Genomic DNA, 23,197 nt, shown 5'->3' on the forward strand with positions numbered 1-23,197 from the left:
TCTCCTCAGTCCCTTACTTCGCAGCCGCGGGGATCTCAGTGACCTTGATCGCCGTGTACTGCTGGCGGTGGCCCTGACGACGGCGGTAGCCGGTCTTGTTCTTGTAGCGCAGAATGTCGATCTTCTGGCCCTTGTGGTGGTCCACGACCTCGGCCTGGACCTTGATGCCGGCCAGCACCCACGGGTCGCTGGTCACAGCGTCGCCGTCGACGACGAGCAGGGTCGAGAGCTCGACCGTGTCGCCGACATTGGCGGTGGAAATCTTGTCAACCTCAACGATGTCGCCGACAGCAACCTTGTGCTGGCGACCACCGCTGCGCACGATGGCGTACACGCGGATCTCACTCTCTCGCTCCGGAACGGCACCCCCGCAGTCCAGCCGCCCGACATGCGAACGGCCTCTCCCACGGCGCCCGGCGCGCGGAAGGAATGAGGTTTACGGGGATGTGACGCGTCACTACCTATGGACACGCCGACGGTCAAGGTTACGGGGCCGTGCCCGAAGGGGTCAAACCGAGCCCCCTCCCCCGCTACCCGGCGGGCTTCTCGCCGTCCGCCGGCAGCGGCTTCACGCCCTTGCACAGGTCGGTGGTGTCCGCCTTGCCCGGGTAGGCGACGCCGATCACCTTGTCGAAGTGGGTGCGGTACATGTCGTGCACCGCGTCGTCGTCGACCTTGACGATCGCCTCGTCGTTCTCGCGCAGCGCGGGCCCGGTGTAGTTGCCCGACCCGGTGAAGCTGATCTTGTTGCGCACGCCGTCGTACTGGCCGTCCACCAGGATGTACTTGGTGTGGATGATGTACGGAGTGGTCAGCTTCTTCCCGGGGTTCAGCGGGTCCCGGTCGTCGTTGTAGCACCGCACGGTCGGCCCGCCGGACGTGTGCATCTTCTCCCACGTCCCCTTGGTCCCGCCGCTGCTCTTGGCGCTGTCGGACTCGGCGTACACGATGCTCACGTTGCAGCCGGCCTGCTTCAGGGCCACCAGCTTCTCGGCGATCGCCAGCCGCGTGATCTTGAAGATCGCGACCCGCACCCAGGTCTTCCGCGCCACCCCGGCGCTGTCCTTGTACGAGCACTGCACGTTGTTGAGCACCGAGTACACGGTGTCGGTGGCACGGGTGTTCCCGGCCCGGGGGAAGAAGTACGCCTTGTAGAGGCCGTTGCTGACGGTCCGGTACTCCCAGGCCGCCCAGTCCCGGGCGACCATCGTGTCGAAGTAGTCCGCGTACGCGTCGTACATCGTCGGATTGTCCGGCAACAGCAGCGCGTCGTTGAAGAACTTGGTGTGCGCGGAGGGCGTCGAGTTCGACGTCGTCTGCACGACCACGTCGGTGGCGCCCTCGACCGCCGAGAACAGCCAGAACTTGTTGTGCATGATCGACTGCCCGTACTTCGGATCGCCGAGGCAGGACCGGTCGACCGCGCAGGTCGCTATGTACGACCCCTTGGTCCGGTCGGTGCCGAGCGCCGCGACCAGGTTGCCGTACGCGGTGTTGGTGGGGCGGTCGCTGACGCTCGACTCGTCCAACAGGACCTGGACGTGCACGCCCCGGTTCTTCGCGGCGACGAGGGCGTCGACGACGGACGCCTCCCACACGTGGTAGACGGCGACCTTGATGGTGGAGCCGGGCAGCGCGGCGTCCGTCAGCTCGATCAGCCGTGTGCGTATGGCGAGTTGCGCGTTCCCGTCGCCCAACGGGTCGTTGAAGAGCGGGCCCTCGGTCCAGGTCGGCGCGGCATGCGCGACACCCGCGGCCGTCGTCACCTGCACACCGGCCGCCGCCAGCACGGTGGCCAGCGCCACCGCTCCCCGCATCCGCGTGCGCGCCATGCGATCCCTCCCCGTTCCCGCCCTGCTCTGTTTTGCTCTGCCTTGCTGTGCGCCGACTCGCTCTGCCGGAAAGTCCTCGACAGCACTCACGACTGCGTATACGACTGCGAATTCGACTACGTGAGTGTTACAGGCGTCGGAGGAGGCTCCAAGGGCGAGGGGGTGCGGATGAGACGACAGAGAAAGGTAAACCCGCACAAAACTCCCCAGCGGGTGTGAAGTTACTCTCCCCGTAGACGCCGATGCCCCCGGCGGGTGGTCAAACCACCCGCCGGGGGCATCAGTTGGAGCGGACCGGACGTCCGCCCCGTGGGCTCAGCCCTCGTCGGTCGAAGCCGTCACCGTGGCCGAGGACTGCTCGGCGGCCACCGTGGTCTTCTTCGCGGCCGACTTCTTGGTGGCCGCCTTCTTGGCCGTGGCCTTCTTCGCGACGGTCTTCTTGGCGGCCGCCGTCTTCTTCGTGGCGGCCTTCTTCGCCGTGGCCTTCTTGGCCGTCTTGCGCGCCGCCGCCTTCTTGGCGGGCGCCTCGGCCTCGGTCCCGGCCTCGGTCTCCTCGGCGGCCGGAGCGGCCTCCTCGACCGGAGCCTCGACGGGAGCCTCGGCCGCATCCTCGGCCGGAGCCGACGGGACCACGACCACGGCCGCATCCTCGGACGCGGTGGGCGCGGTCGCCTTGCGCACGGCACGCCGACGCGGACGGGCCGGAGCCGCGCTCTCGGCGACGGCCGCCGCCTCGGGCCGCGCGGCCTCCTCGGCCACGGGCTCGGCGACCGGCTCGGCCACCGGCTCCGGGGCCGGCTCGACCGTGACCGCGGCGTCGTCCGCGGCCGCCCCGCCCGGCGCGCCCGCGGGGGCGGACACCTTCCGGGTCGCCCGACGACGCGTACGGCCCTTGGGCGCGGCCTCCTCGGTGCTCGGCGCGGCGGCCGGCATCTCGACGACCGGGTCCTCCACCGCGACGGGCTCCGCCTCGGCGGCCTCCCGCGACTTCGGGGCACGGTCCTCGGAGACGGTGGTGACCGCCACGGCCTCTCGGGACTCGCGGGACTGCGGGGCACCGGAAGGTGCCGACGCCCGGCGGGTCGCCCGACGGCGCGAACGGCCGCGTCCGACCGCCGCCTCGGCCTCGGCGACGCTGCTGTACAGCTCCTCGTCCGGCTCGAACTCCGGGGCGGGCAGCGCCACGGGCTCGGCGACCTCGGCGGCCACCTCGGCCTCGACCAGCTCGGCCGACTCCGCCGGCAGGGCGGCCTCGGGAGCGGACACGTGCTCGTGGTCGTGCTCGGCACCGCCACGCCCGCGCTTACGGCGCTTGCCGCCACCGCCCGGGGCGGTCGGCTGGTCCATGTGCACGATCACGCCGCGCCCGTTGCAGTGCACACAGGTCTCGGAGAAGGACTCCAGCAGACCCTGGCCGACCCGCTTGCGGGTCATCTGCACGAGGCCCAGCGAGGTGACCTCGGCGACCTGGTGCTTCGTACGGTCGCGTCCCAGGCACTCCAGCAGGCGCCGCAGCACCAGGTCCCGGTTGGACTCCAGGACCATGTCGATGAAGTCGATGACGACGATGCCGCCGAGGTCGCGCAGCCGCAGCTGGCGCACGATCTCCTCGGCCGCCTCCAGGTTGTTCCTGGTGACCGTCTCCTCCAGGTTGCCGCCCTGGCCGGTGAACTTACCGGTGTTGACGTCGACCACGATCATGGCCTCGGTCTTGTCGATCACCAGCGAACCACCGCTGGGCAGCCACACCTTGCGGTCCAGCGCCTTCATCAGCTGCTCGTCGATGCGGTACGTCGCGAAGACGTCGACCTCGGAGGTCCACTTCTGCAGCCGGTCCGCCAGGTCGGGCGCGACGTGCGAGACATAGCCGTGGATGGTCTCCCAGGCTTCCTCGCCACTGACGATGACCTTCGAGAAGTCCTCGTTGAAGATGTCGCGGACGACCCGGACGGTCATGTCCGGCTCGCCGTACAGCAGCGTCGGCGCGTTGCCGTTCTTGGCCTTCTTCTGGATGTCCTCCCACTGCGCCTGCAACCGCTCGACGTCACGGCGCAGCTCGTCCTCGCTCGCGCCCTCGGCGGCGGTGCGCACGATGACGCCCGCGTCCTCGGGGACGATCTTCTTGAGGATGGACTTCAGCCGGGCCCGCTCGGTGTCGGGCAGCTTGCGGCTGATACCGGTCATCGACCCCTCGGGGACGTAGACCAGGTACCGGCCGGGCAGGGAGACCTGGCTGGTCAGACGCGCGCCCTTGTGCCCGATCGGGTCCTTGGTGACCTGGACGAGCACGGACTGCCCGGACTTCAGGGCGGACTCGATGCGGCGGGGCCCGTTGGCCATGCCCAGCGCCTCGAAGTTGACCTCACCGGCGTACAGGACGGCGTTGCGCCCCTTGCCGATGTCGATGAAGGCGGCCTCCATCGACGGCAGCACGTTCTGCACCTTGCCGAGGTAGACGTTGCCGACGTACGAGGTCGCCTGCTCCTTGTTGACGTAGTGCTCGACGAGCACGTTGTCTTCCAGGACGCCGATCTGGGTGCGCTCACCGCTCTGGCGGACGACCATGACGCGCTCGACGGCCTCGCGGCGGGCGAGGAACTCGGCCTCGGTGATGATCGGGACGCGACGGCGGCCCTGCTCGCGGCCTTCCCGACGGCGCTGCTTCTTGGCCTCCAGCCGGGTGGAGCCCTTGATGGACTGCACCTCGTCGGAGAACTCGGTCTCCTTGGCGCGCCGCTCGCGCGGCTCACGGACCTTGACGACCGTGCGCTCGGGGTCGTCCGAGACCGCCTCGGCCTCGGTGCCGGAGTCACCGGCGCGGCGACGACGGCGACGACGCCGGCGGCTGCTGCTGGAGCCCGAACCGGACTCCTCGCGCTCGTCGCCCTCGTCCTCGGCGTCCTCGTCCAGCTGCTCGGCGGTGTCCTCGGTGTCCTGCTCGGCCTGCTCGGCGGCGAGGTCATCGCCCTCGGCGGCGTCCTCGGCCTCGGCCGACTCGCCCCGGCGACGACGGCGGCCACCCCGGCGGCGGCGACGCCGCGACCCGGTGGACTCCTCCTCGCCGTACTCGTCGCCCTCGTCGGCGGCCTCGCCGGTCTCCTCGGAGTCCTCGGGCTCCTCCGGCTCGTCGACGACCACGGGGGCGGCAGCGGGCTGCTCGGCCTCGGCGGGCTCGCCCCGGCGACGGCGGCGACGCCGCGAGCCGCCGGTGGGCTCCTCCTCGGCGAATCCGCCGAGGTCGGTGGTCTCGGCGGTCTCAGCCGACTCGACCGGCTCGGTCTCGGCCTGCGTGGCCTCGGCGGCGGCCTGCGCGGCGGCCCGCTCCGGCGTCTGGAACATCGGCTCGGTGAACACCGGCGCCTGGAACACGGCCACGGCGGGCCGCGACGGACGCGACGGCGTGTCCTCCGCGACCGGCGCCGCCGGCGCGGAGAAGCCACCGGCCGCCTTACGGGTGGACCGGCGACGGGCCCGACGCGGACCGGCCTCCTCGACCTCGGCCTCGGCCTCGGCCTCGGCGGCCGCGCGCGGCGCCTTGACCGGCTCACGCTCGGCGACGGCGGTCGCCGGGGCGGCCTCGGCGGTGGTCTCGGCCGCGGGCGCCTGCTCGGCCGGGGCCGACACGGTCTCGGCGGCCTCGCCCTCGGGCGCGGCAACCCTGCGTGTGGCGCGGCGACGGGTGCGACGGGGCGCGGCCTCCTCGGCCGCCGCCTCCACGGGCGCACTCTCCTGTACGACGGCGGGCGAGGTCTCCACGGCCTCCGCCGGAGCCTCCACGGCCTCCGCGGGAGCTTCCACGATCTCCGCGGCCTTCGGCCCCCCGGCGGGCGCGGACGCCCGGCGCGTGGCGCGACGGCGCGGACGTGCGGCGGGCGCGGCCTCCTCGACGGCGGCGGGCGCCTCGACGGGCTCGGCGGGGACCTCGGGCTCGGCCACCGTCGTCGGCTCGGCGGCGGTCCCTTCGGCGTCCTTGGGCGCACCGGTGGGCGCGGAGGCGCGGCGGGTCGCGCGACGGCGCGTACGCCCGGCGGGCGCGGCCTCCTCGACGGCGGCGGGCGCCTCGGCGACGGCGGCGGGCTCGGCGGCGCTCTCGGCGGAGGCGGCCGGTGCCACGGTCTCGACGACTTCGACGACCTCGGCGTCCTTGGGCGCACCGGCGGGCGCGGAGGCACGGCGGGTCGCGCGACGGCGCGTACGCCCGGCGGGCGCGGCCTCCTCGGCGGCGGTGCCCTGCGCGTCCTCACCGGTCACGTCGTCCTCGACGGTCTCGGTGGTCTCGTCCGCCTCGGTCGGCTCGATGGCCGCGAGGTCCTCCGAGTCGGCGGCCGGTACGGCCGGCGCGGTGGTCTCCGCGGCTGCCTCGGAGGCGGCGGACGGCGGTCCCGCGGGGCGGGACGCGGCACGGCGGCGTCGGCGCGGCGGCAGGGTGTCGCTCGGCGTGTTGTGTTCGGAGCCCTCGGCGGGCTCGGCGTGTTCGATCGATTCGGGCATGCGGGCGTTTCTCCCGTCAGGCTCCCGGGCGCCGCACTCGGTCCGGCATGGCCGGTGACGTCCGCGGCTCGCGTCGTACGCGACTGCCGCCGTCCGGGGCGCGGGCGCCGCACGGGAGCTCTCTGTGTCCTGTCTCGCCGGTTCCGTACGCCATGTTGCGTACGGCCTGGCGAAAGTCTTGTGGTCGGTGCGCTGCCCGACCCAGGTGGCTCCCGGATCAGAGGGCGGCGCTACGACGTCCGTCCCTACGCGGGGCCTACCGGCGCCGACGCCTTCGCGGCGGCAGCGGGTTCGGCCGTTGAGAGGGCCGGCGCTGCCTCGCGGTCGGGCGCGAGCGGGTCGGTCACCGTGCCGGTCTCTTCATCGAAAAGCCCCTGCGCCAGCCTGGTCACCGCTGCGGGGACCGGCGGCGCCAGGTCGGCCACGGCGCGGAGACCGGACAGGACGTCGTCGGGTCGTACGGCAGGCGTCACGTGCCGAACAACCAGCCGCAGTATCGCACAGGGCTGGTCCGTCGGCCTATCAGCCTGTGGAACGGGCGTCTCAGAATCGTCCGCTCCGGCGCTCGTGTCACGTCCTTCACGGGCGTCGTGTCCGTCGCGGCTGTCGAGGTCGACGACGGCGGCACGGGCGTCGAAGGTCCGTACGCCGTTCTTGGTCCTGCGCTGGACCTCGACGAGGTCCGAGGCCTTGAAGGCCTCGACCGCGCGCGCGGCTTCCTCGGGGTTCACGCCGTCCAGACGCAGTTCCCATTCGGAGGCCGTGAGCCGGTCGGCGAGCCCGGAGGTCCGGGCCTCGACGGCGTCGACGATGTCGAGGCCCGTGGGCAGCGACTCGTCGAGCAGGATCCTGAGCTTCTCCGGATCACGCGCCGCGGTGAGCGCGATCTCCAGATACTCCGCCTCACTGCCCGTGCCGGTGGGTGCGGCATTGGCGTACGACACCTTCGGATGCGGCGTGAACCCCGCCGAGTACGCCATCGGCACCTCGGCACGGCGCAGCGCACGCTCGAAGGCGCGCTGGAAGTCACGGTGGCTGGTGAACCGGAGGCGGCCGCGCTTGGTGTAGCGCAGTCGGATGCGCTGCACCGCGGGTGCGGGCGGCGGGCCTTCGGGCTGTCGCTTGCCCAGTGTCGTTCAGTCCTTCGTGAGAGCGGTCGTACTACTACCAAGAGTACGTGCCTCGGCGGCCCTCGGTTCCCGCCTGTGGACGGGCTTCGGTTCCGCGGGCCGTCCGAAGAGCGCCGCGCGCACACCGGCGCGGGCCTGACGGACGGTCTCGCGGGCGGTGGCCAGGGCCTGCCGGGTGGCCCGGCCCACGGCGCGACCGGCCGCCGCGAGCGGCTTCCCCACCACGTCGCGGACGAAGTGACCGGCGGGGGTGAGGACGGTTCGGTACACCCACCGTGTCGGCTCGACCAGGAGCCACCGGAACAGGTTCGCGAGGAACCGTCCGACGGCGAGCGAGATCCGCCCGGCCACCCGCCACGCGTGCCCGAGGGCCGCCCCGATCTCCCGGCCGACGACGGCGAGGAGCCGTCCGACGGGCGCGAGCACCCAGCGCCACAGGGCGAGCGCGGGCAGCACCAGCAGCACGCGCAGCGTCCAGTGGACGCCGAGCCAGAGCCCGGTGAAGATCATCCGTACGAGCCACACGACCCCCAGGGCCACCCACCGGATCGCGTGCCCCACAGGCGTCAGCACATACCGGTACAGCCACACCGCCGGGACGACCAGAAGGTGGCGGACCAGCCAGGCGACGCTCCGCCCGACCGGCACCGCCGTCCACCGGTACAGCCACAGCAACGCGGCCAGGACACCCTGGGCGACCCAGCCGCACCCGGCCAGGACACCGGCGGCCGCCCACGCGATCGCGTACCCCACGGGCGTCAGCACGTACCGGTACGTCCATACCGCCGGGACGACCAGCAGCCGGTGGCCGAGCCACCCGAGCAGCTGGGCGAGCGGCACGACGACGTACCGCCACAGCGCCACGCACGGCAGGACCAGGACGGCCCGGCCGACCCACAGCGCCGCGCGGCCCGCCGGCCGCAACACGGTGTCCATGAGCACCCGCCCGCCCACCACCAGCGCGTCCCACACCATGCGCACGGGCACGACCAGCACGAGCACCACGATCCGCACGGGTATCCGGATCGCGACGACGAGACACCCCTCGGGCGCCTGCTGCGCCTCGGCGGGCGTCCGGCGCGCCTCGGACTGCTGCCGGGCGGGCCTTTTCTCCAGGTCCATGACGTCGTAGACGCCTCAGCGTGCCGTCCGGATCCAGCCGGCGGCGACGAGTTCGCACCGCGTCGGCCCCAGGCCGCCCCGCACCTACTCCCGCACCCGCTCCCGCGCGTCCTACCGCTTGCGTCCGGAGGACCTCGTGGACCTGGCCGCCTTGCCGGCCCGGGCGGCCTTGGGGCGGCGCACCACGGCGGACAGGTCCGTACGGTCGGCGTGCGGCGCGGAGAACTCCCGGTTGATCTCGACCTGGCGGCGGACCCGTTCGGGCAGGTCCCGCATGGCCAGCAGCCGGTCGCAGGCCCGGAGCGCGGCGGCGTGGTCACCGACCCAGTGGGCGGTGATGGAGAACTCGAACAGCAGGCCCCACCGGTAGACCCACGGCTTGGTGAAGAGCAGGTCGTCCGGCGCGGGCCGGTCGAGGACGTCGACGAGGAGGGCGTGCGCGGTGTGGTGGCGCCGCCGGAGCCGCAGCCGGGAGGCCAACTCGTAGCAGGCCTCGAGCCTGGTGGGACGCGCCTCCCAGGCACGGGAGAAGGTGTCCATGGCTCCCGGCCAGTCCTCTTCCTCCTCCGCTCGGAGGATGCCCGCCTCCAACAGCGAGCAGTAGACCTCCTCGCCCCAGCCGCCCATCGCCGCCCGTCGCTCGTAGAGGTCGATCGCCTCGCGCGCGTGGCCGAGGTCGCGTTCGGTGTTGGCCAGGTAGAAGACGGTGCGGGGGTTGGTGGGGTCGCGCTCCAGCTCACGTCGGAGCAGCTGGGCGTCGCGTTCGAACTTGTCGCTACGGCAGCCGCCGTCCGCGTGGTCCTCGATCACGAGGGCGTCCAGGTTCTCCTGGACATCGGGCCCGTCGGTGCACGGGTACTCGTGCGTGACCCCTTCGTAGCGCCAGAGCAGGTCCCCCCGCATCAGGTGCTTGAAGCGGTGCTGGGTGCCGGGCGTGTCGTAGCGCAGCATGTACGAGGTCGCCGTGAGCCGGGGCAGCGGCGCGTCCTGGCGCAGTACGTGGTCGGCGTCGACGGTGAGCAGGAAGTCGGCTTTTCCCCGGGCGTGTTGGATGTTCCGCGTCCGGTTGTGGCCGAAGTCGACCCAGGGCTCCTCGCGCAGCTCGCCGGGGATGCCGGCCAGCGCCTCGCGGATCAGGTCCGGCGTGCCGTCCGTCGAGCCGGTGTCGGTGATGACCCAGGTGTCGATCAGCGGGCGGACGGAGGCGAGGCAGCGCTCGATCACCCGCGCCTCGTTCTTGACGATCATGCAGAGGCAGATGGTCTGCGGCTTCACGGCCTCACCGGTCCCGGGACGTTGAACGCTGCCCGAGCGGCCGCGTGACATACCCCCTCATATCGCACAAATACCTGTCGACGGCGGCGAATTAGCCCACCCGTGAGGGCTGTTTAGGCCGATTTGATGATCTCCATCCCCGTCCGGTCCAGCTCGCTGGTCGAGCCGGTGGACAGGAGCGAGGCTCACGATCGAGTGCGGGGAAAAGCCCCAAACCGGTTGAAAAGAGGAGCAATAGATGAGTCCTGAGCGCAGGACGATCTCGCTGATAGGCCCGCTGGCACGCCACAGGATCACCAAGGTCAGCACGTATGCCTCGCTCGCACTGGCGGTGACCGCCGGACTGGCCGGCCCCGCCGCGGCGGCAGCGCGCAGCGTGTCCGAGCACTCCAGCGTGGCGAGAGCCGGCAACGACGAGTGCCCGCCCGCCGAGGATCACGGTGACCAGCACCACGCCGGCAACGGACAACAGCACGACGACAACGGACAACAGCACGACGAGTACGACGGATCGGCGCCCGACTGGTACGACGAGGACCAGAACCGCACCGCGGCACTCGGTGGCAACGACGACCACTGCGAGGAGGGCCCCAGCGGCCCGCCCGGACCTCAGGGCCCCACGGGCCCGAGGGGTGACACCGGTCCCCAGGGGGACACGGGCCCCCAGGGCGACACCGGCCCCCAGGGTGAGGTCGGCCCGCAGGGCGACACCGGTGAGCAGGGCCCCGCCGGACCTACCGGAGCCACGGGCGCCACGGGTGCCACCGGCGCCACCGGATCGGACGGCCCGGCCGGACCCACGGGTGCGACGGGCGCCACCGGAGCGGACGGTCCCGCAGGACCCACGGGTGCGACGGGCGCCACCGGAGCGGACGGTCCCGCAGGACCCGAGGGCCCCACCGGTGCCACGGGAGCGGACGGGCAGACGGGAGCCACCGGCGCCACGGGAGCCACCGGGCCCGCCGGCCCCTGCTCCGACATCGACGCGGTGCAGGACTCCAAGAAGCGCGAGTTCCGGGTCGTCCTGACCGACGGACGGGTCTTCGCGGGCATCCGCGACCTCCAGGGCTCGGCCGCCCACCCGTTCCTGTGGACCGATCTCAGCACCCACCCCGACTTCCCGAACGGCGGCCGTGATTCGCAGGACCGCTACGTCGGCTTCGCCTGCGGTGTCTCCGTCAACGCGAACGCCCACGGTGAGAGCTACGCACACGGGCAGAGCACCGGCCAGAGCCAGAGCCAGGGCCAGCAGTCGGGCCAGAGCCAGGGCCACGCCCAGCAGAACGGCCAGAGCCAGGGCCAGAGCACAGAGCAGAGCCAGGGCCACAGCCAGAGCACAGAGCAGAGCCAGAGTCAGGGCACGAGCACCGGTCACGCCCAGCAGACGGGTCAGAGCCAGGGCCACGACCAGGGCACGAGCAGCGGACACGCCCAGGACCACGGCGGGAGCGTCGGCACCGACCACGGCGAGGGCAAGGGCCAGCCCAACGGCGACCACGCGAGCGCCTCGAAGGGCCTCGTGAAGTTCAACGTCGTCACCACCGTGGGCCAGGTCTGGGAGACGACCTGCGTACCGGTGGACACCCAGCCCCACCCCACCCTGAACTGCGACGACGACCAGGGCAACCCGCGCCCCTGGTACCGGGTCGAACTCCAGCCGTCGGACAACATCGTCAACGGCGGCTCGACCGTCACGCCGCGCGTGAGCGGCCGGGAGTGACCGGCAGTAGCCGGTAGTACATGAGAAGGGGTGTCCGGAGCACGGCCGAACGGCCCTCCGGACACCCCTCGACGACCTGTCGGCCGCGACCGGGTCAGTGACTGTGCCCCGCACTCCCCACCGGCTGCTTCACCGTCAACGGCAGCAGCTTCTTGCCCGTCGGGCCGATCTGGATGCTGGTGTCCATCTGCGGGCACACGCCGCAGTCGAAGCACGGGGTCCAGCGGCAGTCCTCGACCTCGGTCTCGTCGAGGGCGTCCTGCCAGTCCTCCCAGAGCCAGTCCTTGTCGAGGCCGGAGTCCAGGTGGTCCCAGGGCAGGACCTCCTCGTAGGTGCGCTCGCGGGTGGTGTACCAGTCGACGTCGAGTCCGAAGTCGGCCAGGGCCTTGTCCGCGCAGCTCATCCAGCGGTCGTAGGAGAAGTGCTCGCGCCAGCCGTCGAAGCGGCCGCCGTCCTCGTAGACCGCGCGGATGACGGCGCCGATGCGGCGGTCGCCGCGCGACAGCAGGCCCTCGACGATGCCCGGCTTGCCGTCGTGGTAGCGGAAGCCGATGGAGCGGCCGTACTTCTTGTCGCCGCGGATCTTGTCGCGGAGCTTCTCCAGCCGGGCGTCCGTCTCCTCGGCGGAGAGCTGCGGCGCCCACTGGAAGGGGGTGTGGGGCTTCGGGACGAAGCCGCCGATCGACACCGTGCAGCGGATGTCGTTGGAGCCGGAGACCTCGCGGCCCTTCTGGATGACCCGGGTCGCCATGTCGGCGATCTGGAGGACGTCCTCGTCGGTCTCCGTCGGCAGGCCGCACATGAAGTACAGCTTCACCTGGCGCCAGCCGTTGCCGTACGCCGTGGAGACCGTCCGGATCAGGTCCTCCTCCGAGACCATCTTGTTGATGACCTTGCGCATACGCTCGGAGCCGCCCTCGGGCGCGAAGGTCAGACCCGAGCGCCGGCCGTTGCGGGTCAGTTCGTTCGCGAGGTCGACGTTGAAGGCGTCCACCCGGGTCGAGGGGAGGGACAGGCCGATCTTGTCCTCCTCGTACCGGTCCGCCAGGCCCTTGGCGATGTCGCCGATCTCGCTGTGGTCGGCGGAGGAGAGGGAGAGGAGGCCGACCTCCTCGAAGCCCGTCGCCTTCAGACCCTTCTCGACCATCTCGCCGATGCCCGTGATGGAACGCTCACGGACCGGGCGGGTGATCATGCCCGCCTGGCAGAAGCGGCAGCCGCGCGTGCAGCCGCGGAAGATCTCCACCGACATGCGCTCGTGGACCGTCTCGGCGAGCGGGACCAGGGGCTGCTTCGGGTAGGGCCACTCGTCCAGGTCCATGACGGTGTGCTTGGACACCCGCCACGGGACACCGGACCGGTTCGGCACGACACGGCCGATACGGCCGTCGGGCAGGTACTCCACGTCGTAGAAGGCGGGGATGTAGACCGAGCCCGTCCTCGCGAGGCGGAACAGGACCTCCTCGCGGCCACCCGGCCGGCCCTCGGCCTTCCAGGCGCGGATGATCTCGGTCATGTCCAGCACGGCCTGCTCGCCGTCGCCGATGATCGCCGCGTCGATGAAGTCGGCGATCGGCTCCGGGTTGAACGCCGCGTGGCCGCCGGCCAGCACGATCGGGTCGTCGAGCGTGCGGTCCTTGGACGCCAGGGGGATCCCGGCCAGGTCCAGGGCGGTCAGCATGTTGGTGTAGCCCAGCTCCGTGGAGAAGGACAGACCGAACACGTCGAAGGCCTTCACCGGGCGGTGGCTGTCGACGGTGAACTGCGGGACGTCGTGCTCCCGCATCAGCGCCTCCAGGTCCGGCCACACGCTGTACGTGCGCTCGGCGAGGACCCCCTCGCGCTCGTTCAGGACCTCGTAGAGGATCATGACGCCCTGGTTGGGCAGACCGACCTCGTACGCGTCGGGGTACATGAGCGCCCAGCGGACGTCCGCGGACTCCCAGGGCTTGACAGTGGAGTTGAGCTCACCGCCCACGTACTGGATCGGCTTCTGCACATGCGGGAGCAGGGCCTCTAGCTGTGGGAAGACCGACTCGACAGACATCGCGGGAGTTACCTTCGTGAGCTGACTGGGGGCACCCCCGGCCGGAGGCTGGGGGAGGGTGACCATCTAGCGTAACGCCCCGGGAGGCACCCCTCGCACGCCCGTTTACCGGTGGACCGGTCAGAAGGGCATGTCCTTGCTGATCCTCGCCCACTCTCCCGGCAGGGCCTCCTCCGCCAGCTCGGCCCGTCGTTCCTCCCTGCCGTACAGCAGTCCGTACGTGAAGGCGCTCTCCCCCGGTGCCGCGTGGGCCTGGTGGGCGAGGTCACGCAGGGCCTCGCGGGCCATCACGCTGTCCTGGTGGTCGCCGAGGAGGCTCTGCAAGGCCTTCATGTCTTTGACCAGGGCCTTGGCCGGCTTGCCCAGCAAAGGGTGCGCGGCCTCGGCCGCGTACCGGGTGCGCTTGGTCTTCTTGCGTGCCTCGTGCATGGCGAGGTCGCGGTCGGCGCCGGACGGCTGTGCCAGGGCCTCCTCGACCAGGGCCGCCACCTTGGCGAAGTCCTTCCGGACCGCCTTGGTGATCACCTTCTCGGGGTCGGCGTGGGCGCCCTTGCGCAGCGGCGGGTCCGCGATCACGGCGTCGAGGGACTCCAGCAGCTCCAGATACCGCGGTCCGTCCAGCGCCGCGATCAGTTCGCCCCGGGGGCCGGTACGGCCGTCCTTGCCCGACCAGGCGCGCAGCCGCGCGTGGACCGGCCCCGTCACCAGGCTCTCGGGGAGGCCGTCCAGTGCCTCGGTGAGCCGTTTCGTCAGAACCTCCTGGTCACGGTCGACACCCAGCTCCCCCGCAAGCCACTTCAGCTCCTCGCCGATCGGGTCCGTGACGGCCCGGTCCAGCACCTTGCCGAACGACTTGAAGGTGCTGCGCAGCCGGCGCGTGGCGACCCGCATGCTGTGGACGGAGTCGAAGACGTCCCGGCGGACGGCGGGGTCCAGCTCGACGATCGCGTCCCGCTGGGCACGGACATAGGCGAGAACATGATCACCGGGGGTCACGGGCTCACCCGGCACCACCGCCCCGGCCTTCCGGTCCGCCTTGCGGCCCTTCTTCCCGGCCTTGTTGCCGCCCTTTTTCGGGGCCGTCTCCTGGAGGGCCCTGGCGAGCTTCGACGGTGACTCCGAGGGCCGTACGCCCGCCTTGCGCAGCTTCTTCTCGACCTTGTCGAGGAACGCGGGGTCACCCTCGTCGGCGAGTTCGACCTCGATCTCGGACCACTGCGCGGTCCGGCCGTCCTCGGTGAGCCGCTCGGCGACCACGGCGTCCACGCTGACCTCGGCCAGCAGCGCGCCGTCCGCGTCGAGCAGCTCCCTGACGTCGCGGGTGGAGAGGAGACGGACCAGCGGCACCAGCTCGGCCGTCCGGACCCGGGAGCGCACCAGACCGGCGAGTTCGTCGGGCAGCGTCTCGGACAGCGGGGCCCGGATCTCGTCCCGCACCCCCGAGGAGACGGGGACCTTCAGATGCCAGCCCGCGTCGCTGCCGCCGGTGCGGCGGCGCAGGGTGATGGAGGCGGCGGCGAGCCGTTCGTCGGCGGTGTCGTAGTAGACGGCGTCCAGCTCGGCCACGCCCTTGTCGATGACGGTCGCGACCCCGGCCACACCGGTGAGGTCCGGCAGGCCGCTCTCGTCGGACTCGTACTTCCGCTCGATCTCGCGCTTGATGTCCGCCATGAATTGAATCTAGTCGCATATTCGGCAAAGGGGCAGACCATCGCGCTCCCGGCGGGGAGCGGAGGCCTGCCCCGAGGGGGCGCGGAGCCCTATGCCGACATGGGGCGCTGCACTCTGATGGACTGGAGCAACCCCACCGCCACCCACACCGCGAACATCGACGACCCGCCGTACGACACGAACGGCAGCGGCAGTCCCGCCACCGGCATGATGCCGAGGGTCATCCCGATGTTCTCGAAGGACTGGAAGGCGAACCAGGCGATGATGCCGCCGGCGACGATCGTGCCGTACAGCTCGGTGGTCTCGCGGGCGATCCGGCAGGCCCGCCACAGGACGACGCCGAGGAGCAGGATGATCAGCCCGGCGCCCACGAACCCGAGCTCCTCCCCCGCCACCGTGAAGACGAAGTCGGTCTGCTGCTCGGGCACGAACTGTCCCGTGGTCTGCGAGCCCTTGAAGAGCCCGGTGCCCAGCAGTCCGCCCGAGCCGATGGCGATCCGGGCCTGGTTGGTGTTGTAGCCCACGCCGGCCGGGTCGAGCTCGGGGTTGGCGAAGGCGGCGAAGCGGTTGATCTGGTACTCGTCGAGCACCCCGAGCTGCCAGACGGCGATCGCGCCCATGGCGCCGGTGCCGATGAGGCCGAGGACCCACCGGTTGGACGCGCCGGAGGTGAGCAGGACCCCGAGCACGATGACCACCATGACCATGACCGAGCCGAGGTCGGGCATGAGCAGCACGATCAGTATCGGGACGGCGGCCAGACCGAGGGCCTGGACGACGGTGCGATGGTCGGGGTGGGGTTTGTCGCCCGCGTCCACCCGGGCCGCCAGCAGCATCGCCATGCCCAGGATGATCGTGCCCTTCACGAACTCGGAGGGCTGGAGCGAGAAGCCGCCGCCGATGACGATCCAGGCGTGCGCGCCGTTGATGGTCGCGCCCAGCGGGGTGAGCACCATCAGGATCAGCAGCACCGAGATGCCGTAGAGGATGGGTACGGCTGTGCGCAGGGTGCGGTGGCCCAGCCAGACCGTGCCGATCATCAGGGCGAAGCCGATGCCGGTGTTGAGCAGGTGCCGGAGCAGGAAGTAGTACGGGTCGCCCTGGTTCAGCTCGGTGCGGTTGCGGGTCGCCGAGTAGACGAGGGCCGCGCCGATCAGGGAGAGGGCGATGGCCGAGAACAGTATCGGCCAGTCGAGCCGGCGGGCGAGCGAGTCACGGGCGAACAGCCGGGTCCAGCCGGTGCGTTCGGGTCCGTACCCGGAGACGGAGAAGCTGTTGCCGGTCATCCGGACCTCCTCCGTCCCCCGCGGTGGCCGATGCCCCTGCCCCTGCCCCTGTCGCAGCCGCCGGCACTACCGCCGCCGCTGCCACCGCGACAGCCTCCGCCGCCGCTCGTACGCCGTCGACCGCGGTCGGCGCGGCGGCGTGCGGCGCGGTTGGTGCCGCCGCCGCGCGTGCCGAGGATCGCCGCCGGGGTGTCGAAGGAGACCGGCTGGGCGCCCGGTCCTGCGGCGATCGCCTGGGTGTCGTCCTCGGTGGCCTCGTTCTTCGGCTTCTTCGGCGGGTAGGACTCCACCTTCGGGGAGTCGATCGAGCCGTCGGACTCGATCTTCGGCAGGCCCTTCTGCGGGGTGGGCAGCAGCGCCTTCTTCTTGTCGATCTTCCCGTCCTCGGAGACGCCGTAGAGCGCGTTGTAGAGCTTGCGCACGGCGGGTGCCGAGGCGCCGGAGCCCGTACCACCCTGGGAGATCGTCATCACGATCGCGTAGTCCTTGGTGTACGTGGTGAACCATGAGGTCGTCTGCTTGCCGTAGACCTCGGCGGTACCGGTCTTGGCGTGCATCGGGATCTTGTCCTGCGGCCAGCCCTGGAAGCGCCAGGCCGCCGTGCCTCGGGTGGCGACTCCCTCGAGAGCTTGGTCTATCTCGTCGCGGGTCTGCTTCGTCATCGGCAGCTTGCCGTGCGACTTGGGCTCGATCTCCCGGACGTTCTTGCCGTCGGGGCTGATGATGGCCTTGCCGACCGTGGGGTCGTAGAGAGTGCCGCCGTTGGAGATGGCCGCGTAGATGGTGGCCATCTGAATGGGGGTGACGAGGGTGTCGCCCTGGCCGATGGAGTAGTTGACGGAGTCACCGGCGCGCAGGCGGTTGCCTTCGAGGCAGTTCTCGTAGGCGATCTGCTCGGCGTACGAGCCGCCCTTCTTGCCGTACTTGCACCAGGCGTCCTTGTTGGCCTTCCAGTAGTCCTGCTTCCACTTGCGGTCGGGGATGCGGCCGGTGACCTCGTTGGGCAGGTCGATGCCGGTCTCGGCGCCGAGGCCGAACTGGTGGGCGGTCTTGTAGAACCAGTCCTTGGCGTTCTTCTTCGGCTTGGTGCCGCCGTCGCGCTTCCACTCCTCGTGGGAGAGACGGTAGAAGACGGTGTCGCAGGAGACCTCCAGGGCGCGGCCGAGGCTGATCGCGCCGTGGCTCTGGGACTCGAAGTTCTTGAAGACCTGGCCGCCGATCGAGTACGAACTGGAGCATGGGTAGGGGCCGTTGAAGGAGTAGCCCGCGTTCACCGCGGCGGCGGTCGGGATCACCTTGAAGACCGAGCCGGGGGCCGACTGGCCCTGGATCGCGCGGTTCAGCAACGGGTAGTTGGACTTCTTGCCGGTGAGCCTGGCGTAGTCCTTGGCGGAGATGCCGCCGACCCAGGCGTTCGGGTCGTAGTCCGGGTTGGAGGCCATGGCGACGACGCGGCCGGTCTTGGCCTCCATCACGACGACGGCACCGGAGTCGGCCTTGTAGTTCGTCCCGGTGTTGCGGTCGTTCTGCTTGCGGGCTTCCTTCATCGCCTCGTTGAGTTCGTACTCGGCGATGCGCTGCACGCGGGCGTCGATGCTGGTGACGAGATTGGCGCCGGGCTGGGCGGGGTCGGCCTCGGCCTCGCCGATGACCCGGCCGAGGTTGTCGACCTCGTACCGGGTGACGCCGGCCTTGCCGCGCAGCTCCTTGTCGTACTGGCGCTCCAGGCCGGAGCGGCCGACCTGGTCGGAGCGCAGATACGGCGAGTCGGTGTCCTGGGCCTTGGTGATCTCCTCGTCGGTGACCGGGGAGAGGTAGCCGAGGACCTGCGAGGTCTGGGAGCCGCCGGGGCTGGCGTACCGGCGGACGGCCTGGGGTTCGGCGGTGATGCCGGGGAAGTCCTCGGAGCGTTCGCGGATCTGCAGGGCCTGCTTGGCGGTGGCCTCGTCGGTGATGGGGATCGGCTGGTAGGGCGAGCCGTTCCAGCAGGGCTGGGGGGTCTCGGAGTCGCAGAGCCGGACCTTGTCCATGACGTCCTGCGGCTTCATGTCCAGGACGTCGGCGAGTTTGGTGAGGACGGCCTTGCCGTCGTCGTCCATCTTCAGCAGGTCGGTGCGGGAGGCGGAGACGACCAGACGGGTCTCGTTGTCCGCGATCGGCACTCCGCGGGCGTCCAGGATCGAGCCGCGCACGGCGGGCTGGACGACCTGCTGGACGTGGTTGCCGGAGGCCTCCTTGGCGTAGGCGTCGCCCTCGCGGATCTGGAGGTACCAGAGGCGGCCGCCGAGAGTGCCGAGGAGGGAGAAGACGAGGATCTGGATGATGACGAGCCGGATCTGGACCCGTGGGGTCCGCCCGGTCTCCGGGATGTTGGTCACTGCCTGTCTCCCCCTCTCAGAGCGTGGACGAGTGGTGCGTGTGGTGCTGGTACATGGGGTACACCGCCCGGCGGTGATCGGTTCCCACATCCGTTCCCGCGTCCGCCCCGGGTGTCATGTGCCGTGCCGTCACAGCCGCTTGACCCCCTTGATGCGGCCCGCCCTGGCCATCCGTGAGCGCGCGGCCTTGATGCGCAGTCCGCCGCGCTGGCTGCCGATACGCAGGCCGGTGCCGGAGGAGAGCCAGCCGGAGGCGACGTCGGACGCCTTGGCGGCGCTGCCCGTCTCGGCGAGCGGGTCGTTCTCGGCGCGCCGGGCCAGCGCCATGACGCCGGGCACGACGAAGGGCGCGAGCAGCAGGTCGTAGAGCGCGGCCGTGAACAGCAGGCTGGGCAGGCCGACATGGCGGGCCGCGTCGTCGCCGACGAGTGCGCCGACACCGGCGTACAGCAGGGTCGAGCCGAGCGCGGCGACGACGACCACGGCCATCGGTCCGGTCGCCGACTTCAGCCGGCCCGTCTCGGGCTTGGCCAGTCCCGCGAGGTAGCCGATGACGCAGAGGACCAGGGCGTACCGTCCGGCCGCGTGGTCGGCGGGTGGCGCGAGGTCGGAGAGCAGCCCGGCGCCGAAGCCGATCAGGGCGCCGCCGACATGGCCGTAGACCAGGGCGAGGCCGAGCACGGTGAGGAGCACCAGGTCCGGTACGGCGCCCGGCAGATGGAGTCTGGCGAGGACGCTCACCTGGATCACCAGGGCGACGATCACCAGGGTGGTGGAGAGCAGCATCCGGTTGAAGCGCATCAGGGGGTCAGCTCCTACTGTCCTACGTCTACTGCTCTTGCGGCTGTCCGTCGGCGCCTTCGCCGGGTTCGTCCGCGCCGGGTGTGACGGTGACCGTCACGGTGGGCGTGGGGGTGGGCTTCGGCCGGGCCGGCAGGACGGTGTCGCGCGGGTCCTTGCGGGGCGGCTGCACGACGACGCCGACGATGTCCAACTGGGTGAAGGCCACGAACGGCTTGACGTAGACCGTGCGGGTGAGGTCGCCGCCGGAGGGGTCGACGCGGGAGACGACACCGACCGGGACGCCCGGGACGAACGGCTTGTCGGCCTGGGAGCCGAAGGTGACGAGTCGGTCGCCCTCCTTCACCTTGGCCTTGCCGTTGAGCAGTTCGACGCGCAGCGGTCGGTCGCCCTGGCCGGAGGCGAAGCCGAGTTCGTCGGTGGCCTCCATACGGGTGCCGACGGTGAAGTCGGGGTCGTTGGCGAGGAGGACGGTCGCGGTGTTCGGTCCGACGGTGGTGACGCGGCCGACCAGCCCGTTGCCGTTGAGGACGGTCATGTCGCGGGTGATGCCGTCGTCGGTGCCGATGTCGATGGTGACGGTCCAGGAGAAGCCCTGGGCCGCTCCTATGGCGATGACCTCGGCGCCCTTGATGCCGTACCGGCCGTTCGCGGCGGTCTTCAGCATCTTGTCGAGCTGTTCGACCCGGCTGCCGTTGCGGTCGTCGCTGCCGAGGGCCGCCTTCAGTTCGGCGTTCTCCTTCTCCAGTGCGGCGAGGCGGTCATGGCGGGAGCCGGAGTCACGGACGGCGCTTATGGCGTTGCCGATGGGGTCGACGGCGGTCGACACGCCGTCCTCGATCGGGCCGAAGACGGTGGCGGCGGCACGTCGGGCACCGTCGACCGGTGAGTCCTCTCCGCCGCGGATGTCCACCGTGATCAGCGCGAACGCGACGGCGATCAGCAGCACCAGGAGCAGCCGGCTCTCTCGTGTGTCCCTCACGTGCGGCGGCCGTGCCTTCCTCATAGGAATTCGACAGGAATTGGGGAATTCGGGTAGCCCCTGGGAATCCCGATACGGGAACGACAGGGGCGCTTTGTGGGAGCTTATGTCTCTATACCAACGATCCGCCGCACGAGAGGAGAACGTCCCGTACGGCGGAATCGAAGCGTTACGTCATCTGCGGGGCTGGGCGTCGAGCACCTGCTGCAACGCCTCGAACTCCTCGACGCACTTGCCGGAGCCGAGCGCCACGCTGTCCAGCGGGTCCTCGGCGATATGGATCGGCATTCCGGTCTCCCGGCGCAGCCGCTCGTCGAGACCGCGCAGCAGGGCGCCGCCGCCGGTGAGGACGATGCCGCGGTCCATGATGTCGCCGGAGAGTTCCGGGGGGCACTTGTCGAGGGTCGTCTTGACGGCATCGACGATGGCGTTGACGGGTTCCTCGATCGCCTTCCGCACTTCCCCGGCGGAGATGACGACGGTCTTGGGCAGCCCGGACACCAGGTCCCGGCCGCGAATTTCGGTGTGCTCGTCAGCGTCGAGGTCGTACGCCGAACCGATCGTGATCTTGATCTGTTCGGCCGTCCGCTCACCGAGGAGGAGCGAGTACTCCTTCTTGATGTGCTGGATGATCGCATTGTCCAACTCGTCGCCCGCGACGCGGATGGACTGGGCGGTGACGATGCCGCCGAGGGAGATGACCGCGACCTCCGTGGTGCCGCCGCCGATGTCCACCACCATGTTGCCCGTGGCCTCGTGGACCGGCAGGCCGGAGCCGATGGCCGCGGCCATGGGCTCCTCGATGATGTGCACCTGACGCGCGCCTGCCTGGGAGGACGCCTCGATGACGGCGCGACGCTCGACACCGGTGATGCCGGACGGCACACAGACGACGACCCGAGGACGGGCGAGATACCGCCGCTTGTGGATCTTCAGGATGAAGTAGCGGAGCATGCGCTCGGTGATCTCGAAGTCGGCGATGACGCCGTCCTTCAGCGGACGTACGGCAACGATGTTGCCGGGGGTCCGCCCGATCATCTTCTTCGCTTCCGCGCCGACCGCGAGAATGCCACCGGTGTTGGTGTTGATCGCGACGACGGACGGCTCGTTCAGTACGATCCCGCGACCCCTGACGTACACCAGCGTGTTGGCGGTCCCGAGGTCGACAGCCATGTCACGGCCGATGAACGACATTGAGTTCCCCATCAGGATTCGTGTGGCCTTCCCAAGCGGAGCACTGACGGCTTTTGAGGGCTTTTCAGGGCTTTTCCGGGTCGGCGAAGTGGGTGCTGTGACGTGAAGGCTTACATCGTAGTCTCGCCCGCACGAACACTGCGCGAGGGTCTTCGCCATTGTGGGCATGCGATGCGCCGCCCCGCCTGTGGAGACGGTCCATCGGGGGTGCGCGTTCCCCCGATCGCCGCGCATATGCCGTTGTACGGCGGTATTTTCGGCGGGTTTGGCTGGTCAGCCGGGGTGTGGGCCGTGTGGGTGAGGGCCGGGTGTTCCGGAAGTGCCCCGGATGTCGCGGAGGTTGTTCCGGGTGTTCCACGCGTGTTCGGACGGCGGGGGCGGGCGGACTCGCCGACCCCCGCCGTCGCGAACGCTACTATGCGCGCCCGGGGAAGAAGATCTTGACCTCGCGCTCGGCCGACTCCTCGGAGTCCGACGCGTGGATCAGGTTCTCGCGCACGATCACGCCGTAGTCGCCCCGGATGGAGCCGGGCGCGGCGGCGATCGGGTCGGTCGGACCGGCCAGCGCCCGCACGCCCTCGATGACACGCTCACCCTCGACGATCAGCGCGACGACCGGACCGGAGGCCATGAACGCGACGAGCGGCTCGTAGAACGGCTTGCCCTTGTGCTCGCCGTAGTGCTGCTCCAGCGTGTCCTGGTCCAGGGTGCGCAGCTCCAGCGCGGTGATCTGCCAGCCGGCCTTCCGCTCGATACGGCTGATGATCTCGCCGGTCAGGCCCCGCCGGACGGCGTCGGGCTTGAGCAGGACGAGGGTGCGCTGGCTCACTGTGGTGACTCCTTTTTTCACACGGGTGCGGAGCTCAGAGGCTACAGGGCCGGTCCGGCCGGGTGTTACGCAGCGTCAGGACGCACCTGCTCCGGTGGAGGCCTGCGCGGCGAACCGGGCCTTGGCCTCGTCGATCTTCCGTCCGTAGTGGATCGAGGCCCACCACAGGGCGGCGAAGACCGCGCCCAGGAAGAACATCGTGGGGACGAAGAAACCGGAGAGGATCAGCGCGATCTGGAGCGCCCAGCCGAGCTGGATCCCGCCGGGCCGGGTGACCAGACCGCACAGCAGGACGCAGAGGAACATGGCGATCCCGCTGACCGTCCAGACCGTGGTCATGGTCAGATCCGGGTCCTTCATGGCGACCAGCCCGGCGAAGCCGATCACGAAGAACTCGCCGATCAGCGTCGAAGCACAGAGAGTACGCATGTCGTGGAAC

16 protein-coding genes are annotated in these 23,197 nt (G+C 70.6%); 1 reads left to right on the forward strand and 15 read right to left on the reverse strand.

The window, feature by feature from the left end:
* Positions 1–13: 13 nt before the first annotated feature.
* The 6 genes from rplU to ACZ52C_RS35325 all read right to left on the reverse strand — a co-directional run bounded on the left by rplU (position 14) and on the right by ACZ52C_RS35325 (position 9,850).
* A complete protein-coding gene (rplU, locus tag ACZ52C_RS35300; protein WP_033525816.1) occupies positions 14–334 on the reverse strand; it encodes a 50S ribosomal protein L21 in 321 nt (106 codons plus the stop codon).
* Between the two features lie 196 nt (positions 335–530).
* Entirely contained in the window at positions 531–1,832 is a 1,302-nt protein-coding gene (locus ACZ52C_RS35305) for a phospholipase D-like domain-containing protein (protein ID WP_469078621.1), read from the reverse strand.
* A 315-nt stretch (positions 1,833–2,147) separates the two neighbouring features.
* Entirely contained in the window at positions 2,148–6,323 is a 4,176-nt protein-coding gene (locus ACZ52C_RS35310) for an Rne/Rng family ribonuclease (protein WP_469078622.1), read from the reverse strand.
* A gap of 245 nt (positions 6,324–6,568) precedes the next feature.
* Positions 6,569–7,411: a TIGR03936 family radical SAM-associated protein gene (locus ACZ52C_RS35315; protein WP_469078623.1), complete on the reverse strand. Its 843-nt coding sequence runs from the start codon at positions 7,409–7,411 to the stop codon at positions 6,569–6,571.
* Positions 7,412–7,459: 48 nt separating this feature from the next.
* On the reverse strand, positions 7,460–8,575 hold the full coding sequence (locus ACZ52C_RS35320) for a hypothetical protein (RefSeq protein WP_469078624.1): 1,116 nt from the start codon (positions 8,573–8,575) through the stop codon (positions 7,460–7,462).
* 111 nt (positions 8,576–8,686) lie between these two features.
* Entirely contained in the window at positions 8,687–9,850 is a 1,164-nt protein-coding gene (locus ACZ52C_RS35325) for a glycosyltransferase (protein WP_469078625.1), read from the reverse strand.
* Positions 9,851–10,088: 238 nt separating this feature from the next.
* Between ACZ52C_RS35325 and ACZ52C_RS35330 the strand changes: the two genes are divergently transcribed.
* A complete protein-coding gene (locus ACZ52C_RS35330; RefSeq protein ID WP_469078626.1) occupies positions 10,089–11,570 on the forward strand; it encodes a collagen-like protein in 1,482 nt (493 codons plus the stop codon).
* Between the two features lie 94 nt (positions 11,571–11,664).
* On the opposite strand, the gene ACZ52C_RS35335 is transcribed toward ACZ52C_RS35330, so the two are convergent.
* The 9 genes from ACZ52C_RS35335 to ACZ52C_RS35375 form a co-directional block, all read right to left on the reverse strand.
* Entirely contained in the window at positions 11,665–13,617 is a 1,953-nt protein-coding gene (locus tag ACZ52C_RS35335; RefSeq protein WP_469078627.1) for a TIGR03960 family B12-binding radical SAM protein, read from the reverse strand.
* Positions 13,618–13,737: 120 nt separating this feature from the next.
* The gene (locus ACZ52C_RS35340) at positions 13,738–15,288 is read right to left on the reverse strand and encodes a CYTH and CHAD domain-containing protein (protein ID WP_469078628.1); all 1,551 of its coding nucleotides are present in this window, start codon (positions 15,286–15,288) and stop codon (positions 13,738–13,740) included.
* 89 nt (positions 15,289–15,377) lie between these two features.
* Entirely contained in the window at positions 15,378–16,574 is a 1,197-nt protein-coding gene (gene rodA / locus ACZ52C_RS35345) for a rod shape-determining protein RodA (RefSeq protein WP_469078629.1), read from the reverse strand.
* A complete protein-coding gene (gene mrdA, locus ACZ52C_RS35350) occupies positions 16,571–18,952 on the reverse strand; it encodes a penicillin-binding protein 2 (RefSeq protein WP_469078630.1) in 2,382 nt (793 codons plus the stop codon). Before mrdA ends, rodA begins: the two co-directional genes overlap by 4 nt.
* A gap of 129 nt (positions 18,953–19,081) precedes the next feature.
* Positions 19,082–19,753, reverse strand: coding sequence for a rod shape-determining protein MreD (gene mreD / locus ACZ52C_RS35355; RefSeq protein ID WP_469078631.1), 672 nt, complete (start codon positions 19,751–19,753; stop codon positions 19,082–19,084).
* Between the two features lie 28 nt (positions 19,754–19,781).
* Positions 19,782–20,735, reverse strand: coding sequence for a rod shape-determining protein MreC (mreC, locus tag ACZ52C_RS35360; protein WP_469078632.1), 954 nt, complete (start codon positions 20,733–20,735; stop codon positions 19,782–19,784).
* Positions 20,736–20,909: 174 nt separating this feature from the next.
* The gene (locus tag ACZ52C_RS35365) at positions 20,910–21,929 is read right to left on the reverse strand and encodes a rod shape-determining protein (RefSeq protein ID WP_005479350.1); all 1,020 of its coding nucleotides are present in this window, start codon (positions 21,927–21,929) and stop codon (positions 20,910–20,912) included.
* 415 nt (positions 21,930–22,344) lie between these two features.
* Complete coding sequence (ndk, locus tag ACZ52C_RS35370) at positions 22,345–22,758, reverse strand: nucleoside-diphosphate kinase (RefSeq protein ID WP_045557536.1); 414 nt, start codon at positions 22,756–22,758, stop codon at positions 22,345–22,347.
* Positions 22,759–22,833: 75 nt separating this feature from the next.
* Complete coding sequence (locus tag ACZ52C_RS35375; protein WP_469078633.1) at positions 22,834–23,187, reverse strand: DUF4233 domain-containing protein; 354 nt, start codon at positions 23,185–23,187, stop codon at positions 22,834–22,836.
* Positions 23,188–23,197 lie beyond the last annotated feature (10 nt).

Source organism: Streptomyces sp. NPDC034049 (assembly GCF_055575575.1).

Excerpts from the sequence above, each read along its gene's own strand:
- ACZ52C_RS35335 (WP_469078627.1), bottom strand. The coding sequence starts at position 13,617 with ATGTCTGTCGAGTCGGTCTTCCCACAGCTAGAGGCCCTGCTCCCGCAT.
- ACZ52C_RS35330 (WP_469078626.1), top strand. The coding sequence starts at position 10,089 with ATGAGTCCTGAGCGCAGGACGATCTCGCTGATAGGCCCGCTGGCACGC.
- ACZ52C_RS35365 (WP_005479350.1), bottom strand. The coding sequence starts at position 21,929 with ATGTCGTTCATCGGCCGTGACATGGCTGTCGACCTCGGGACCGCCAAC.
- ACZ52C_RS35305 (WP_469078621.1), bottom strand. The coding sequence starts at position 1,832 with ATGGCGCGCACGCGGATGCGGGGAGCGGTGGCGCTGGCCACCGTGCTG.
- mreD (WP_469078631.1), bottom strand. The coding sequence starts at position 19,753 with ATGCGCTTCAACCGGATGCTGCTCTCCACCACCCTGGTGATCGTCGCC.
- rodA (WP_469078629.1), bottom strand. The coding sequence starts at position 16,574 with ATGACCGGCAACAGCTTCTCCGTCTCCGGGTACGGACCCGAACGCACC.
- ACZ52C_RS35375 (WP_469078633.1), bottom strand. The coding sequence starts at position 23,187 with ATGCGTACTCTCTGTGCTTCGACGCTGATCGGCGAGTTCTTCGTGATC.
- ACZ52C_RS35310 (WP_469078622.1), bottom strand. The coding sequence starts at position 6,323 with ATGCCCGAATCGATCGAACACGCCGAGCCCGCCGAGGGCTCCGAACAC.
- ACZ52C_RS35320 (WP_469078624.1), bottom strand. The coding sequence starts at position 8,575 with ATGGACCTGGAGAAAAGGCCCGCCCGGCAGCAGTCCGAGGCGCGCCGG.
- ACZ52C_RS35340 (WP_469078628.1), bottom strand. The coding sequence starts at position 15,288 with ATGGCGGACATCAAGCGCGAGATCGAGCGGAAGTACGAGTCCGACGAG.